Below are 15,081 nucleotides of genomic sequence, written 5' to 3' on the forward strand. Positions count from 1 at the left end.
TGATCAGAAGCGGTAATCCAGGCGAACATCCATCGTGCGCGGATCGCTCGGCACCAGCATGCCGAAGCTGTCGATGGCGATCGGCGCGATCTTGTCGCCGATGTTCTTCACCAGCGCGTGAAGGCTCCAGCGCGCGCCATCGGGACGGTAGCCGAGGCTTGCATCGGCGGTGGTGCGGGATGGGATCGGGTATTGCAGCAGCTGGCTTGGGACGCCGATCGTGTATGAACTGCTCGAGCGCGCGGCGACGCCGGCCTTCAGCTGGCCGCCCGCGGCACGGAAGCGGTGCTGGTAGCCCAGCGTGACGACGGTGCGTGGCGCGCGGTCAAGCTTGTTGCCGGCCCACGAATGCACGCCGTCGGGCGTGTACGACACGTAGTGGGCGTCGAGCAGGGCGAGCGTGTAGTTAAAGCTGCCGGCTGCTGTCGCGTTGACCACGCCTTCGACCTCAAGTCCCTTGACGCTGGCCGATCCGGCATTGGCCGTCACATAGCGCGGCGCGCCCTGGACGATCGCCACGCCCGACAGCTGCAGGTTGGTGTAGTCGTAGTCGAAGGCCGTGACGTTCAGGCTCGCGCGATTGCGCCAGAAACGGGTCTTGATGCCAGCCTCGTAGGAGCGCAGCTGCTCCGGCTGGTACAACAGCGTATTCGCGGGCACCGCCGCCGCGGCCGGGCAGCCGATGCCGACGCCGCTGCTGCCCGCCAGGCAGCCGTCGTTGAAGCCGCCCGCCTTGTAACCGGTCGAGACGGCGCCGTACACGAAGGTCGCGGGAGCGAGGTCGTAGTCGGCGCCGAGGCGCCAGGTGGTCTTGTGCGTGTCCAGCGACGCCGCATTGAGCAGCCTGAAGTCGGTGGCGGGATTGAACGCCTGCGCTTGCTGGAAGTTGGTCGAACCGACGCGCGACTTGTCGTCTTTGGTGTGGCGCGCGCCAGCCGTGACGCGCAGCTGCGGCGACATGCTGTAGGTCGCCTGGCCAAAGGCGGCGCGGCTGCGCGCGACGGTCGGGCCGTGCGGGAATACGTAGTACGGCGGCAGGCCGACCAGTTCGAGGTCGTGGAAGCCGTACACCACGCTGGACTCTTCGCGGAAGTAGTACAGCCCGGCCTGGGCGCTGAGCGGCCCGCTGCCGTTGGTGGCGATCCTCAGTTCATGCGAATCCTGTTCGTAGTCGCCGCTGAAATCCTGGCGCACGCCAAGCGCAAACGCCGGTGCCACGCGGTAGTAGAAATTGGCCAGCGCGCCGTGCTCGTAATTGCGGTGCGCGCCGAGGTAGGACAGGGTGGCCGCGCCCAGGTTCCAGGCCAGCTCGGCGCCAGTGCCCGAAGTGGTCTTGTCGCTGTAGCCCTGCGCCGGCACCGTATTCGGCGGCACGAAGGCGTTGGTCAGGCGCTGCCCGGTGCTGGCGCCGTACCATTGAGGGCTGCCGCTGGCGACGCCGGTGTAGAAGTTGGTATCCGGGACGATGCTGTCGTTGTTGTCGTGGACCGTGCTGCGGTCGTGGCGCAGCAGCAGCGATGCCGACCTGCCGATGGCCAGTTTGGCCGACAGGCGCGCCGAGCGGTCGTCGCGGTCAAGCCCGAGCGTGTGCGGCGTCCCTTGCGCATTGACCAGGTAGCTGTCGTGCTTGTTGTAGGCAACCGCGGCGCGCACGGCAAGCGCGTCGCTGACCGGAACGTTGAGCATCGCGCTGGCTTTGCGGCTGCCGAAATTACCCGCCCCAACGCTGGCCGCCGCTTCCCGCTTCCGGACCGGCGCGTTCGAGATGACGTTGACCACGCCGGCGGTGGCATTGCGGCCGTACAGAGTGCCTTGCGGCCCGCGCAATACCTCGACGCGGGCGAGGTCATGGAAGCTGAGGTTCTGGTTCTGGGGGCGGGCGATGTAAATCCCGTCGAGCATGAAAGCCGCCGACGGGTCGCCTTTTTCCGTGGTATCGGCGTTCGACACGCCGCGGATTGTGATCTTCAGTCCATCGGCGGCGCCATCGAGGTGCACGTTAGGCAGCCGCGCGGACAGGTCGGATGGGCGGTCAATGCCGGCATCGTGCAGCCGCTCGCCGGACATCACGCTCATCGCGACAGGCGTGCGCGACTCGTTCGACACGGTGCGTTGCGCGGTGACGACAATTTCCGCGATTTCGGCCTCGCTGCCGGACTGGCGTGGCGCCGCCACCTGGGCGTTAGCCGCGGTCCAGACGATACCCGAAATCGAAACGGCCAAAAGTGTAGGGCTCAGTCGAACCCGGCGAATAGACATTGCAGCGCTCCCCAGCCTTGTCACGGCGCCGGCGATCGGCCGGTACCCCTCCCACCGTCCATGTTTTTCACATTTGTATACGGTAGGAATGAAAATTAGGAGTCTAGCAGTTAGTGTCGCGAGGAAATAGCCCCCGAACCAACAATGTGAAAATAACTACAAGCAATAGATACAGTTGCAATTGCTTTTTTGTCTACCTTGCGCCGGCCCAAGCCCATCTGCGGTCAGAATAGCGAGGAACATTCACTGCGGAGAAACCATGCTGATCGCCACTTTCAACGTCAACGGCATCACCAGCCGGCTGCCTGCCTTGCTGCAATGGCTGGAGGAGAAACAGCCGGACGTCGCCTGCCTGCAGGAACTGAAGGCGCCACAGCAGAAATTCCCGGAGCGGCGTTGAAAGAGCTGGGCTACCAGGCGCTCTGGCACGGGCAGAAAAGCTGGAACGGCGTGGCCATCCTGACGAAGGACGCGCCGGCCCAGGAAATAGGGCGCGGCCTGCCGGGCGATCCGAACGACGAGCAAAGCCGCTATATCGAGGCGGCCGTCAACGGCGTGCTGATCTGCTGCCTCTACCTGCCGAACGGGAACCCGGCGCCGGGGCCGAAGTTCGACTACAAGCTGCAGTGGTTCGAACGGCTGATCATCCGCGCGGCCGAACTGATGGAGAGCGGCGCGCCGGTGGTGCTGGCGGGCGACTTCAACGTGATGCCGACCGAGCTCGATGTCTACAAGCCCGAGCGCTGGGTCAACGACGCGCTGTTCCGGCCGGAGACGCGGGAGGCCTTCCACCGGCTGGTCGCGCAAGGCTGGTGCGACGCGTTGCGCGCGATGCATCCGGATGAACGGATCTATACCTTCTGGGACTACTTCCGCGATGCCTACGGACGCGATGCCGGCCTGCGCATCGACCACCTGCTGCTCAGTCCTGCGCTTGCCGGATCCCTGACGGCGGCGGGCGTGGACCGCGAGGTGCGCGGCCGCGGAAAGCCGAGCGACCACGCGCCCACGTGGATCAGGCTGGACCTTGGCCGGTAGAACGCGCGTTGCGCTGCCTCGCCCAGTAGCCGATTCCCAGCAGGGCAAGCCATGCGGGAATCATGTAGACCGAGAGCCGCAGGCCAGGCGTCATGAACATCACGACCAGGATGCCCGCCAGGAAAAGCAGGCAAAGATAGCTCGATACCGGGAACGCCGGGCTCGGGAACTCGGTCGCTTCGCCAAGTTCATTCTTGCGCGCGCGGAAGCGCAGGTGGATCCAGCTGATCATCGACCAGTTGATGACCAGCGCCGACACCACCAGTCCCATCAGCACCCCGAACGCTTCGCCGGGCATGAAATAGTTCAGGCTCACGCACAGGCCGGTGGCCACTGCCGACACGCCCAGTGCGGCCAGCGGCACGCCGCGCTTGTTGACCTTGAGCAGTGCGCGCGGCGCGTTGCCTTGCAGCGCGAGGCCGTACAGCATGCGGCTGTTCGCATACACGCAGCTGTTATACACGGACAGCGCCGCGGTCAGCACGACGATATTGAGGACGTTGGCGACCAGGTTGCTGTTGAGCGCGTGGAAGATCAGCACGAACGGGCTGCCGCCGGTGACCACTTTCTGCCACGGATACAGCGACAGCAGCACGCCCAGCGCGCCGATGTAGAAGATCAGGATGCGGTAAATGGCCTGGTTGGTTGCCTTGGGAATCGTCTCGGACGGGTTCTCGGCTTCGGCCGCGGTAATGCCGACCAGCTCAAGCCCGCCGAACGAAAACATGATGACGGCCATCGCCATCGCCAGGCCGCCGACGCCATTCGGGAAGAAGCCGCCGTGCTGCCACAGGTTGGCGATACCGGCTTCCGGGCCGGCGCCGCCCGACACCAGCAGGTAAACGCCGAAAACGATCATGGCGACAATCGCGACTACCTTGATGACGGCGAACCAGAACTCCATCTCGCCGAACGCCTTGACGGTCGCCAGGCTGATGCTGTTGATGATGACGAAGAACGCCAGCGCCGACATCCAGGTCGGAATGTCGGGCCACCAGTATTGGACGTAGATGCCGACGGCGGTCAACTCCGCCATGCTGACCAGTATGTACAGCACCCAGTAGTTCCAGCCCGACGCGAAGCCGGCCAGGTGGCCGCAGTATTTGTCGGCGAAATAGCTGAACGAACCGGCGACCGGCTCGTCGACGACCATTTCCGCCAGCTGGCGCATGATCAGGAAAGCGATGACGCCCGCAATGGCATAGCCGAGCAGCACCGACGGTCCGGCCAGCTGGATGGTCTGCGCGATGCCGAGGAACAGGCCGGTGCCGATGGCGCCGCCCAGCGCGATCAGCTGGATGTGCCGGCTCTTGAGGCCGCGCTTGAGTTCGTTATTGCCGTGTGCAGCCATTGTTGTGTACCAGTACGCCAAAGGGGAGCATTTTAATGCATCGCAGCAAGCGAGTACGGCAGGCCGGCTTCGCGCGCATATGTTTCAGACATGTATCAGGCGTTGAAACCTGCGACTGGGTGCATAAAATGGAAGCATGTTGCTCGGAGGACGGTCATGAATATCCTGACGAAGGGCGTGGCGAAACGCCTTATATTTTCGCTCTTGCTGGCGGGCTCCCTTGGCGGTTGTGCCTACTATGGCCCTCCGCCTTCCGGCTACGATTCCTATCCATATTCTTACGGTTACCCTGGCTACGCCGGGCCACCGGTCTCCATCGATCTGGGATTCGGCTTCTATGACTACGGCCGGGCCCACCATAGCCGCGGACATCGCGTCCACCATGGTTACCATGGCGGATACCGGGGCGGCCATCATGGGAGTCGTGGTTTCCAGGGCGGCGGCCGCAGTCGCCACCGCGGATGGAGGTGATTCGAATTATTGACTGTCCGGTTCGGCAGGAGAGCAAAAGGTCCGTGCTATTCTTCGTGGACAGTTGATCTCCCGACAAACAACCGGAGCCGGCATGAAAGTCAAGATGATCCGCATCACCTGCCGCGGCCGGTAGCCTGATGCGGCAGACCTTTGCGATCCTGCTGGTGTTCCAATGCCTTGGCGAAGGCCTGGTATTCCTGCTGCACCTGCCCATCCCCGGTCCGGTGGCCGGGATGCTGCTGCTATTGGCCGCGCTCCTGGCCTGGCCGCGCTTGCATGCGCTGGTCGAACCGGCCGGCAGCGAACTGCTGAAGCACCTGTCGCTGCTGTTCGTACCCGCTGGCGTTGGCATCATCGCCGCCGGTTCGGCAATCGCAAGCAATTGGCTGGCACTTGTCGTCGCAATGGTGGGAAGCACTCTGGTAACCCTCGCCGTGACGGCAGCGGTGATGCGCGCGCTGATGCCCGATGACTGACCTGCCCGAAATCGGCACGTTCTGGGTTTACCTTACGGCCACGCCGCTGCTCGGCCTGACGCTGACCTTGTGCGCTTATACCGGCGCCCAGGCGATCCACGTGCGGTGCCGCATGTCGCCGCTGGCAAATCCGGTCGCGATCGCGCTGGTGGCGCTGGTACTGGCGCTGAGCGGCATGTCGTACAAGGAGTATTTTGCCGGCGCCCAGTTGGTCCACTTCCTGCTCGGGCCGGCGACAGTGGCGCTTGCCATTCCGCTGGCGCGCCAGGTCCCGACAATACGCCGCGTGTTCCTTCCCTTGTTCGCCGGCCTGTTCGCCGGATCGGTGTGCGCCATCCTGTCGGCGGTGCTGTTGGTGATGGCACTGGGCGGCTCTGAACTAATGGCAGTGTCGGCGGCGCCGAAGTCTGCGACGACCCCGATTGCGATGGCTGTCGCCGAAAGGCTGGGCGGAATGAGTGCGCTAACGGCCGCGCTGGTGGTGGGCACCGGGGTGTTAGGCGCCGTGGTGGCCCGCGCCCTGTTCAATTGGATGGGGATCGGCTCGCCCAAGGTGCGCGGATTCGCGCTGGGTGTCGCCTCGCATGGCATCGGCACGGCGCGCGCGTTCCAGGTCAGCCCGGAAATGGGCGCCTTCGCTGGACTCGGCATGGGGCTGAACGCGATACTGACTGCGTTGCTGGGCCCCATGGCTCGTGCCGCTCGCACTGCGCCTGTTCTGACGGCGCTCAGTCGATGAACAGGGTCGCCGGGTACTCCAGGTAGGCGCGCAGCGCCTGCACGAACTGCGCGGCGTACATGCCGTCGATGACCCTGTGGTCGAATGAGCAGGACAGGTTCATCATCTTGCGCACGACGACCGCGCCGTCGCGCACCACCGGCCGCTCGACCATGCGGTTGACGCCGACGATGGCCACTTCCGGATGGTTGATCACCGGCGTCGTGACGACGCCGCCCAGCGCGCCCAGGCTGGTGATGGTGATGGTCGATCCGGACAGCTCTTCTCGCACCGCCTTGCTGGTGCGCGCCGCTTCGGCCAGCCGCGCCACTTCGGCGGCGCTGGCCCACAGGTCGCGCGCCTCGGCGTGGCGCACCACCGGCACCATCAGGCCCGCATCGGTCTGGGTGGCGATGCCGATATGGACCGGCTTGTGGTATGTGACCACGCCGGCGTCGTCATCGAAGCGCCCGTTCACGTTCGGGAAGCGGGCGGCGCCCAGCACGACCGCGCGCATCAGCAGCGGCAGCAGGGTCAGGCGGCCGCGGTCCTTGCCATGCTGCGCATTGAGCTGGACGCGCAGCGCCTCGAGGTCGGTGACATCGACTTCTTCAACATACGTGAAATGCGGGATGCGGCGTTTTGCGTCCTGCATTTTCTCGGCGATCTTGCGGCGCAGGCCAAGCAGCGGAACCGCCTGCACGCCCTCCAGCGGGGCGTAGCGGCTCGGGCCCTCGGCGGCGCGCGGCTGGCTGCCGGCGATGATGGCATCGAGGTCGGCATGCGTAATGTGCCGCGCCGGACCGGTGGCGGTCACGCTATGCAGGTCGATGCCGAGATTACGTGCGCGCTGGCGAACCGATGGCGAGGCGAGCGGCTTCTCGTTCGATGCCGATGGCGCCGGCGCGGCTGCAGGCGGAGGCGGCGTCACGGCCGTCGCCGGGGCGGCAGCCGGCGCAGGTGGAGGCGGCGGCGGCGGTGCGGGAGGAGCCGGGCGCGCCGGCGCAGGCGCGCCTGCCGTCGTATTGCCTTCGCCTTCCACTTCGATCCGGATCAGTTCCGCACCGACCGCCAGCGCCTCGCCGATCGCGCCGCCCAGTGCCAGCACGGTGCCGTGCACCGGCGACGGAATCTCCACAGTGGCCTTGTCGGTCATGACGTCGGCCAGCACCTGGTCTTCGGTCACCGCATCGCCCGGCTGCACGCGCCATTGCACGACTTCGACTTCGGCGATGCCTTCGCCCAGGTCGGGCATCTTAATCACATGAATTCCCATTACGCCTCCATCGCACGTTTGAATGCCGCCCCGACGCGGTCAGGGCCGGGGAAGTAAGCCCATTCCTGTGCGTGCGGGTAGGGCGTGTCCCAGCCGGTGACCCGTTCGACCGGCGCTTCGAGGTGGTAGAAGCAGTGCTCCTGCACCAGCGCCACCAGCTCGGCGCCAAAGCCGCTGGTGCGGGTCGCTTCGTGCACCACCACGCAGCGCCCGGTTTTCTTCACCGAATTGACGATGGCATCGAGGTCGAGCGGCCAGATGCTGCGCAGGTCGATGATCTCGGCGTCGACGCCGGTTTCGCGCGCCGCCGCTTCGGCGACGAACACCATGGTGCCGTAGGTGATCACGGTCAGGTCTTCACCAGGGCGGAACACCGACGCGCTATCGAGCGGCACCGTGTAGTAACCCTCCGGGACCTCGCCCAGCGGATGCTGCGACCACGGCACCACCGGCTTGTCGTGGTGGCCGTCGAAGGGGCCGTTGTAAAGGCGCTTGGGTTCGAGGAAGATCACCGGGTCGTCGTTTTCGATCGAGGCGATCAGCAGGCCCTTGGCATCGTAAGGATTGGACGGCATCACGGTGCGCAGGCCGCACACGTGGGTGAACATCGCCTCCGGGCTCTGGCTGTGGGTCTGGCCGCCGTAGATGCCGCCGCCGCAGGGCATGCGGATGGTCATCGCGGCGGTGAACTCGCCGGCCGAGCGGTAACGCAGGCGCGCCGCTTCCGACACGATCTGGTCCGACGCCGGGTAGAAGTAGTCGGCGAACTGGATCTCGACCACCGGGCGCAGTCCGTACGCCGCCATGCCGACCGCGGTGCCGACGATGCCGCCTTCCGAGATCGGCGCGTCGAACACGCGCGACTTGCCGTACTTGGCCTGCAGGCCGTCGGTGCAGCGGAACACGCCGCCGAAATAGCCGACGTCCTGGCCGTAGATCACCACGTTGTTGTCGCGCTCGAGCATCACGTCCATGGCCGAACGCAGGGCCTGGATCATGGTCATCGGCACGGTGTTGGTTTCCTTGTCTCTTGCCACGGTCACACTCCCAATTGTTCGCGCTGGCGGCGCAGGTGTTCCGGCATGTCCTTGTAGACATCCTCGAACATCGACGCCGCGCTCGGTACCCGGCCGTTGGCCAGGGTGCCGAATTGCTCGGCCTCCTTTTGCGCGGCGACGATTTCGGCTTCAAGTTCCTTGCGGGTGGCTTCGTGCTCGTCGTCTGACCACAGCCCGCGCAAGGTCAGGTGCTGGCGCAGCCGCGCGATCGGGTCGCCCAGCGGGAAATGGGTCCAGTCGTCGGCGGGACGGTATTTGGACGGGTCGTCCGAGGTCGAGTGCGGGCCGGCGCGGTAGGTGACCCATTCGATCAGGGTCGGGCCGAGGTTGCCGCGGGCCCGATCGGCTGCCCACTTCGAGGCAGCGTAGACGGCGAGGAAGTCGTTGCCGTCGACGCGCAGCGAGGCGATGCCGCTGCCGACGCCGCGCGCGGCGAAGGTGACGCTTTCGCCGCCGGCCAGCGCCTGGAAGGTCGAGATCGCCCACTGGTTGTTGACCACGTTCAGGATGACCGGCGCCCGGTAGACGTGGGCGAAGGTGAGGGCGGTGTTGAAGTCGGATTCGGCGGTGGCGCCGTCGCCGATCCATCCCGATGCGATCCTGGTGTCGCCCTTGATCGCCGAGGCCATGCCCCAACCGACCGCCTGCACAAACTGGGTCGCGAGGTTGCCCGAGATGGTGAAGAAGCCGGACTGGCGCACCGAATACATGACCGGGAGCTGGCGCCCTTTCAACGGGTCGCGTTCGTTCGACAGCAGCTGGCAGATCATGTCGACCATCGAGACCTTGTGCGCCATCAGCAGGCTTTGCTGGCGGTAGGTCGGGAAGTGCATGTCGCCATCTTCGAGCGCGAGCGCCTGGGCGGTGCCGAGCGCTTCCTCGCCGAGCGAGGTCATGTAGAAGGACATCTTCTTCTGGCGCTGGGCGATGACCATGCGCGCGTCGAAGATGCGCGTTTTCATCATGGTGCGCAGGCCGAAGCGCAGCAGTTCGCTGTCGACGTCGGGCGCCCACGGCCCCACCGCGTTGCCGGACTCGTCGAGGACGCGGATCAGCGTCCACGCCAGGTCGGCGGTGTCGGATGGCGCCACATCGACGGGCGGCCGCCTGGCGTCGCCGGCAGGGTTCAGGCGAAGGTAGGAAAAATCGGTCTTGCAACCCGGCCGGCCGGTAGGCTCCGGGACATGCAGTGACAGAGGCTTGCTCTGGCTCATAATCGCTTCCCCTTGGTAAGGTGGTGCGCCGAAAGAATAACAAATTTGTGGCTGCCTTGGGATGTAAATTACGCAAGTTTCCATATTGCGCTGCGCCATAGACGAGCGCACCCATGCGAACTAAATGACCGGGGCGCCTGTCTAGATCACAGTCGAGCATCCAGGCGAGCAGAGCTTGCGCGATCCCTCCTGGCGCTCTGGGATTGACGCAGCGGGTCCGGCACGTCGCTGTTTTGCGCCATGCCATGCCCGCCGGGCTCGTTGAATGCTATTTCTGAGTCGCGGCGCCTGGCCGACAGGAATCCGCGCGCCGAGGGGGACAAGATGACGAAGATATCTGCAACGAGGTGGCGGACGGCGATGCTGTTGGCGGCGGGCTGGCTGCCGCTGCTGGGCGCGTGCAGCGGCGGTTCGGGCGAGGCGCGGCCGGCGCCGGGACCCGCAGCACCCGCGGTCCCAGGCAACGAAGCGCCGCCAGGCGGCGGCCAGCCCGTCGGGGGGGCGCCGGCCCCGCTGCCGGGCGCGCCGCCGCCCGCCGTGGTCGACGAATTCCTGCTGGCGGGGTATTCGCCCGCGCCGGCCAGCGTACCTGCCGCGGCGGTGTTTCCAGGCATGGACGGCAGCGTCGCCGACCCGCCGCACGAGACGCCGGACGCCGTGCTGCTCGCCAGGGCCAACCGCGACGCGCTGTATGTGTCGCCGAAGGGAATCGACAGCAACCCGGGCACAGCCGACCGTCCGTTCCGATCGCTGGCGCGCGCCGCGCGCGCGGTACGCGCCGGCATCACCGTGTATGTGGCGCCCGGCGCCTATGGCGGCGGCGTCCGTACCAACGCCAGCGGCAGGGCCGACGCGCGCATCACCTATGTGTCGACGACCAAATGGGGCGCGCGTATCGTGCCTCCGCCAAACTCGCAGGCCAGCGCGGCATGGGACAACCGGGGCGACTATGCCGACGTGGTCGGCTTCGAGATCGATGGGCGCGGGTACCGCGAAGGGGTGCGCTGGACGCATGGCATCTACAACGGCGGCTCCTACGATTCGATCCGCAATAATTACATCCATCACATCGCCCAGAACGTCGACTGCACGCCCGGCGGCGGCGCGGCGATCGGGATCGACAGCTATTACCGCGCCGTCAAATCAGACGCGATCGCCAACCTGTTGCATGACATCGGGCCGGCTGGCTGCCACTACATCCAGGGCATCTATTTCAGCACTTCCGGCAGCGTGAAGAACAATGTGATCTATCGCGTCGCCGAGGCCGGCATTCACCTGTGGCATGACGCGAACAACGTTGTCATCACGAACAATACGGTGACCGCATCGAACACGGGCATCATCGTGGGCGGGGGCAACTTCTATCACACCAAGGGCCCAAACGATCACACCATGGTCTACAGCAACATCGTGTACGACAACAAGATGGGCATTTCGGAACAGGGCAGGACGGGCGCCAACAACAGCTACCGCAACAACCTGGTGTACCGCAACGCGCGTTTTAACTGGAGCCTGAAGAACGGGCTGGCGCACAGCGGCACCGTGAGTTCGCCGCCGCTGTTCGTGGGCGGGGATGCCAGCGTGCCGAACCTGAAGCCGAGCGGCAGTTCGCCGGCGGTCGGGCAGGCGTCGCCGACTCATGCGGCAAGTACCGACTTCGAGGGACGGTCGCGCAATTCGCGCACCGGCTTCGATATCGGCGCCTACCAGCACTGAGGCAGCAAGGCGGATTAGTGGACTTCGACGCGGCCGAAGAAGCCGTACTGCAGGCTGGCGGCAATGCGGCGCGCCACCAGCAGGAACTCGTCGGCAAGGTCGGGGACGAACAGGCGCCGCGCGGTCGATTCGAACAGCGCGAGCCAGCGCTTGAAGTGCTCGGGTACAACGCCGTCCAGTTCCATATGGGTGCCAAAGACATTCCCGCGGAACTCGTGCGTCGCCAGCATGACGGTCGACCAGAACTCCACCATGCGGTCCAGGTGCGGTTCCCAGTTGTCGCCGATGGCCGCCTCGAAGATCAGCTGCAGTTGCGGGTCGCCCCTGACGTCGGCGTAAAATTCGTGGACCAGTCGGGCGATCACGGTCCTGTTCAGTTCAGCATACATGGCAGCCAGTTAACATGGAAATCAGATGCCACATTATAAGCGTCGTAAAACACGGCCAAGGGCAGCTAGCCGCGATAAGCAACGTCGTTAAATTAACGACGTTCAGGCCACCTGGCGGGTTGCCGGTTTAGTGTAGAACTGGACCGGAACGGCGTCCGGGCGCGGGCGCGGCAGCACCGAGGCCAGGGTCTGATTGTCGAGCACGGCGAGGTAGGCGTCGGTGGCATCGACCAGGACGTCCTGCAGGCGGCATCCGCCGCTCAGCCCGCAGGACGAGCCGGCCGGGTTGAAACATTCGGCCATGTAGAAGTCGGTTTCGCTGGCGCGCACGATGGCGCCGATGTTGATCTGTTCCGGCTCGAGCTTCAGGCGCAGGCCGCCGTTACGTCCGCGCAGCGTTTCGACCACGCCGGCCAGGCCGAGCTGGTACACCACCTTCATCAAGTGATTCTTGGAGATCGCGTGCAGGTCGGCGATTTCCTGGATGGTAACCAGGCGGTCGCGGTGCATGCCGAGGTGAATCAGCGTTCGCAGGGTGTAATCGGTGAAAGTGGTCAGTCGCATGGGCGTAGGTATTGTCCGGCAATCGGGTTACTGCCGAAGCATATCACGCAGAGGCGTGTGAAACGGAAATCTGGTGCCGGTGTTTGAGGCCACCGGACTAACCTGCGGGGCTTGCTGCTGCAAGCCGCCAACGCCCCCATGGTAGTACCCTCAAATGACCGGAGAATGACTTCGGTCTAACTGGGAGCGTTAAGGATTTCCCAGCAGGTCATGTGCATCCAGGATCGCGTAGGCGATGTCGGGATGGCGCTCCAGGCATTTGCGCACTGCCGCCGGGATGGCCTGGCGCGTCTTGCGGCACAGGCCCGGGCGCTCGTCGAGCTGGATGGTAAAGCCGCGCACCGTGCGCACGCCGCGCGCACTGGGGGTGATGGTCAGGCCGATGCCAAGCAGCTCCTGCATCTTGTCGCCGATGCGCCGCAGGTCGTCGTAGGTCTCGATGCAATCGATGCGTGCGATCAGTTTCTTTTCTTCCTCACGGGTCAGGCGCAGCACGCGCGTGTCGGCGTGCGGGTCGGCCAGCAGGCTGTCGCGGTCGCAGACGCAGGCGCCCGGAGGGCACTCTACGCGTATCGGGAACGGTACTGCTTGAAGCATGACGTCGCGCCGGGTGGTGGGAAAGGAGACATATTCTACATCGGCCGCCGCGGCGATCCAACTGGCGCCGAGAACGCGGGTTACACCGGAGTGGCGCAAAGGCCGGGCACGCGTGCGCGCCACGAACTGGCTTACACTACTGTCATGTCGGATGTCGCGCGCGGAGGTTGTCATGGTGCTGAGCGGGGGATGCTGTTGCGGTGCTGTGCGGTATGAAACTGCGGAGCGGGCGTTCCACGCCACCATCTGCCATTGTCCGACCTGCCGCAAATCGGCGGGCGCGCCCAGCGTGGCCTGGTTCAGCGTGGTGCTGTCGGATTTCGCGCTCATATCGGGCACCCTGGCCAATTACCGCTCCAGCCTGCACGTTACACGCGGCTTCTGCGCCGAATGCGGCACCCAGCTGACCTACCAACACGACGGCTTCCCCAGCGACATCGATATCACGCTGTGCAGTCTCGACGATCCCGAGGGAATGCGCCCGGACGACCACACCTTCGTGCGCTACCGCCTGAGCTGGATGGTTCCGGGGGACAACCTTCCCGAATTCAAACGTAGCCGCGCGGAAGGCGCGGGCAAATGACAGGAGACGCCATGGACAAGGAAATCGTTACTGAGCAACACCGCTGGCTGCAGCAACTGGTCGGCGACTGGGCCTACGAATCGACGGTGGCGATGGGGCCTGGCGAGACCGACACGACCATCGGCATGGACCGCGTCAAGGCGCTGGGAGAGTTCTGGATTATTGCCGAAGCGGAGGGCGAGTTTCCCGGCGACGGGCCAGCCAAAATGGTGATCACGCTGGGCTACGATCCGCTGCGCGAGCGCTTCACCGGCACCTTCATCCATTCGCAGATGAGCTACCTGTGGCATTACGACGGCGAGCTCGACGGCACGCGCAGGATACTGACGCTTGAATCGTCCGGACCGGCCATGGACGGTAGCGAAACCACGGCGCGTTACCGCGACGTGATGGAAATCGTGGATGAATCGCGGCGCCTGTTCAGTTCATATGCCTTGCGCGAGGATGGCAAGTGGCATGAGTTCATGAGCGCGCGCTACACACGCGTGGCGTAGCGGCTGACCGGCATTGCGATAGCGGGTCAGAATGAATAAACGAGCGTCACCGAGGTCTGCGTATCGGTGTTCTTCTTGTTTGCCGGCACATTGGTATCGTTGCGTGCCGCAAACGCCGCCTTCATCTGCATGGTGTCGTTGATCTTGGTCGATACCGCCGCCTCGGCAATCGAGTGCACATTCGATGTGCCCCGTTCCACGCTGACCGACTGCGAAAACATCGCCGACGGACTCAGGCGCCAGCGCACGGCGGCAGCGCCGCGCACGGTAAAGCCATTTTCTTCTTCGCCAGTAGCGCGCGTTCCGGCGAAGTAACCCGGGCCGACCTCCAGGTCGATTCGGCGGTCCCTGGCGTTTTCCCAGCCCCAGGCGTGACCGATGCCCATCGTGCTGTACGTCGTGTATGCACCGAAATTATCGTCGACGTGGGTACCCAGCACAAACAGCTTTTTACCGTCTTCCATTAATTTGTACGCGGCCTTGGCCGACAGCGAAACGCGCTCAGCCGACTTGACGGTCACGGTCTTGCCACCGCTTACCGTTTTCTCGTCTTCCTTGAAGTAGCCGGAAACAATGTACTGATTGCTCCAGTCCGCCAATTCCTGGCGCGCGTCGATCCTGCCGGTGACGGAAGTACCTGCGGTGTTGCCGGAGGTGGTGATGGCGCCGAGTTCGGCTGAGGTGTTCCAGGCGGGGGCGATGTCGCCGGCGAAAACGTTGGCGTGCGTCATGGCCGCGGCCAGCGCGAGAAGCGAAAAGAGTTTCATGTGCGTAGCGGAGCTGCTGTCGGTGACCGTATTGTACCCGATCAACAGCCGGAAAACTGTCAAGTTGCTCATTAATTGACAGCAACTTGCGGTCAATACACGCTAAC

The 15,081-nt window shown here is 64.8% G+C and carries 14 protein-coding genes and 1 pseudogene; 6 read left to right on the top strand and 9 right to left on the bottom strand.

All coding sequences use genetic code 11. The features are described from left to right. Positions 1 to 3: 3 nt before the first annotated feature. Entirely contained in the window at positions 4 to 2,223 is a 2,220-nt protein-coding gene (locus tag HHL21_RS03400; RefSeq protein ID WP_229495905.1) for a TonB-dependent receptor, read from the bottom strand. Between the two features lie 295 nt (positions 2,224 to 2,518). On the opposite strand from HHL21_RS03400, the pseudogene xth reads away from it, so the two are divergent. Next, positions 2,519 to 3,297, top strand: a pseudogene (xth, locus tag HHL21_RS03405) (exodeoxyribonuclease III). Here xth and HHL21_RS03410 read toward each other — a convergent pair. After that, entirely contained in the window at positions 3,275 to 4,648 is a 1,374-nt protein-coding gene (locus HHL21_RS03410) for an amino acid permease (RefSeq protein WP_169463806.1), read from the bottom strand. The pseudogene xth and the gene HHL21_RS03410 sit on opposite strands and share 23 nt — an antisense overlap. Positions 4,649 to 5,259: 611 nt before the next feature. On the opposite strand from HHL21_RS03410, the gene HHL21_RS03415 reads away from it, so the two are divergent. After that, positions 5,260 to 5,598, top strand: a complete 339-nt coding sequence (locus HHL21_RS03415) for a CidA/LrgA family protein (protein ID WP_169463807.1) — start codon at positions 5,260 to 5,262, stop codon at positions 5,596 to 5,598. Beyond that, positions 5,591 to 6,337, top strand: coding sequence for an LrgB family protein (locus HHL21_RS03420; protein WP_169463808.1), 747 nt, complete (start codon positions 5,591 to 5,593; stop codon positions 6,335 to 6,337). Before HHL21_RS03415 ends, HHL21_RS03420 begins: the two co-directional genes overlap by 8 nt. On the opposite strand, the gene HHL21_RS03425 is transcribed toward HHL21_RS03420, so the two are convergent. From HHL21_RS03425 to HHL21_RS03435, 3 genes are read right to left on the bottom strand one after another with little or no spacing between them, the layout of a single operon-like run. After that, positions 6,327 to 7,592 (bottom strand): dihydrolipoamide acetyltransferase family protein, encoded by a 1,266-nt coding sequence (locus HHL21_RS03425; RefSeq protein ID WP_169463809.1) that lies wholly within the window; start codon positions 7,590 to 7,592, stop codon positions 6,327 to 6,329. The two genes, HHL21_RS03420 and HHL21_RS03425, sit on opposite strands and share 11 nt — an antisense overlap. Further along, a complete protein-coding gene (locus tag HHL21_RS03430; protein WP_169463933.1) occupies positions 7,592 to 8,596 on the bottom strand; it encodes an alpha-ketoacid dehydrogenase subunit beta in 1,005 nt (334 codons plus the stop codon). Before HHL21_RS03430 ends, HHL21_RS03425 begins: the two co-directional genes overlap by 1 nt. Positions 8,597 to 8,631: 35 nt before the next feature. Then, positions 8,632 to 9,864: a 3-methyl-2-oxobutanoate dehydrogenase (2-methylpropanoyl-transferring) subunit alpha gene (locus tag HHL21_RS03435; protein ID WP_169463810.1), complete on the bottom strand. Its 1,233-nt coding sequence runs from the start codon at positions 9,862 to 9,864 to the stop codon at positions 8,632 to 8,634. Positions 9,865 to 10,188: 324 nt separating this feature from the next. Here HHL21_RS03435 and HHL21_RS03440 point away from each other — a divergent pair, with 324 nt between their 5' ends. After that, entirely contained in the window at positions 10,189 to 11,580 is a 1,392-nt protein-coding gene (locus HHL21_RS03440; protein ID WP_229495908.1) for a DUF1565 domain-containing protein, read from the top strand. Positions 11,581 to 11,594: 14 nt separating this feature from the next. Here HHL21_RS03440 and HHL21_RS03445 read toward each other — a convergent pair whose 3' ends face one another. The 3 genes from HHL21_RS03445 to HHL21_RS03455 form a co-directional block, all read right to left on the bottom strand. Continuing rightward, positions 11,595 to 11,945, bottom strand: a complete 351-nt coding sequence (locus HHL21_RS03445) for a group III truncated hemoglobin (protein WP_370659656.1) — start codon at positions 11,943 to 11,945, stop codon at positions 11,595 to 11,597. A 126-nt stretch (positions 11,946 to 12,071) separates the two neighbouring features. Next, on the bottom strand, positions 12,072 to 12,533 hold the full coding sequence (locus tag HHL21_RS03450; RefSeq protein WP_169463813.1) for an RrF2 family transcriptional regulator: 462 nt from the start codon (positions 12,531 to 12,533) through the stop codon (positions 12,072 to 12,074). A gap of 189 nt (positions 12,534 to 12,722) precedes the next feature. After that, positions 12,723 to 13,130, bottom strand: a complete 408-nt coding sequence (locus HHL21_RS03455) for a hypothetical protein (protein ID WP_169463814.1) — start codon at positions 13,128 to 13,130, stop codon at positions 12,723 to 12,725. 172 nt (positions 13,131 to 13,302) lie between these two features. On the opposite strand from HHL21_RS03455, the gene HHL21_RS03460 reads away from it, so the two are divergent. Together HHL21_RS03460 and HHL21_RS03465 are read left to right on the top strand one after the other, a co-directional pair. Beyond that, positions 13,303 to 13,713 (top strand): GFA family protein, encoded by a 411-nt coding sequence (locus tag HHL21_RS03460; protein ID WP_206085532.1) that lies wholly within the window; start codon positions 13,303 to 13,305, stop codon positions 13,711 to 13,713. Positions 13,714 to 13,724: 11 nt separating this feature from the next. Then, entirely contained in the window at positions 13,725 to 14,207 is a 483-nt protein-coding gene (locus HHL21_RS03465; RefSeq protein ID WP_206085534.1) for a DUF1579 domain-containing protein, read from the top strand. Positions 14,208 to 14,233: 26 nt separating this feature from the next. On the opposite strand, the gene HHL21_RS03470 is transcribed toward HHL21_RS03465, so the two are convergent. After that, positions 14,234 to 14,974 (bottom strand): DUF481 domain-containing protein, encoded by a 741-nt coding sequence (locus HHL21_RS03470; RefSeq protein ID WP_169463816.1) that lies wholly within the window; start codon positions 14,972 to 14,974, stop codon positions 14,234 to 14,236. Positions 14,975 to 15,081 lie beyond the last annotated feature (107 nt).

Source organism: Massilia polaris, assembly GCF_012927275.1.
Taxonomy (GTDB): Bacteria; Pseudomonadota; Gammaproteobacteria; order Burkholderiales; family Burkholderiaceae_D; genus Telluria_A; species Telluria_A polaris.

Excerpts from the sequence above, each read along its gene's own strand:
- HHL21_RS03410 (WP_169463806.1), bottom strand. The coding sequence starts at position 4,648 with ATGGCTGCACACGGCAATAACGAACTCAAGCGCGGCCTCAAGAGCCGG.
- HHL21_RS03415 (WP_169463807.1), top strand. The coding sequence starts at position 5,260 with ATGCGGCAGACCTTTGCGATCCTGCTGGTGTTCCAATGCCTTGGCGAA.
- HHL21_RS03420 (WP_169463808.1), top strand. The coding sequence starts at position 5,591 with ATGACTGACCTGCCCGAAATCGGCACGTTCTGGGTTTACCTTACGGCC.
- HHL21_RS03425 (WP_169463809.1), bottom strand. The coding sequence starts at position 7,592 with ATGGGAATTCATGTGATTAAGATGCCCGACCTGGGCGAAGGCATCGCC.
- HHL21_RS03430 (WP_169463933.1), bottom strand. The coding sequence starts at position 8,596 with ATGACCATGATCCAGGCCCTGCGTTCGGCCATGGACGTGATGCTCGAG.
- HHL21_RS03435 (WP_169463810.1), bottom strand. The coding sequence starts at position 9,864 with ATGAGCCAGAGCAAGCCTCTGTCACTGCATGTCCCGGAGCCTACCGGC.
- HHL21_RS03440 (WP_229495908.1), top strand. The coding sequence starts at position 10,189 with ATGACGAAGATATCTGCAACGAGGTGGCGGACGGCGATGCTGTTGGCG.
- HHL21_RS03450 (WP_169463813.1), bottom strand. The coding sequence starts at position 12,533 with ATGCGACTGACCACTTTCACCGATTACACCCTGCGAACGCTGATTCAC.
- HHL21_RS03455 (WP_169463814.1), bottom strand. The coding sequence starts at position 13,130 with ATGCTTCAAGCAGTACCGTTCCCGATACGCGTAGAGTGCCCTCCGGGC.
- HHL21_RS03460 (WP_206085532.1), top strand. The coding sequence starts at position 13,303 with ATGGTGCTGAGCGGGGGATGCTGTTGCGGTGCTGTGCGGTATGAAACT.
- HHL21_RS03465 (WP_206085534.1), top strand. The coding sequence starts at position 13,725 with ATGGACAAGGAAATCGTTACTGAGCAACACCGCTGGCTGCAGCAACTG.
- HHL21_RS03470 (WP_169463816.1), bottom strand. The coding sequence starts at position 14,974 with ATGAAACTCTTTTCGCTTCTCGCGCTGGCCGCGGCCATGACGCACGCC.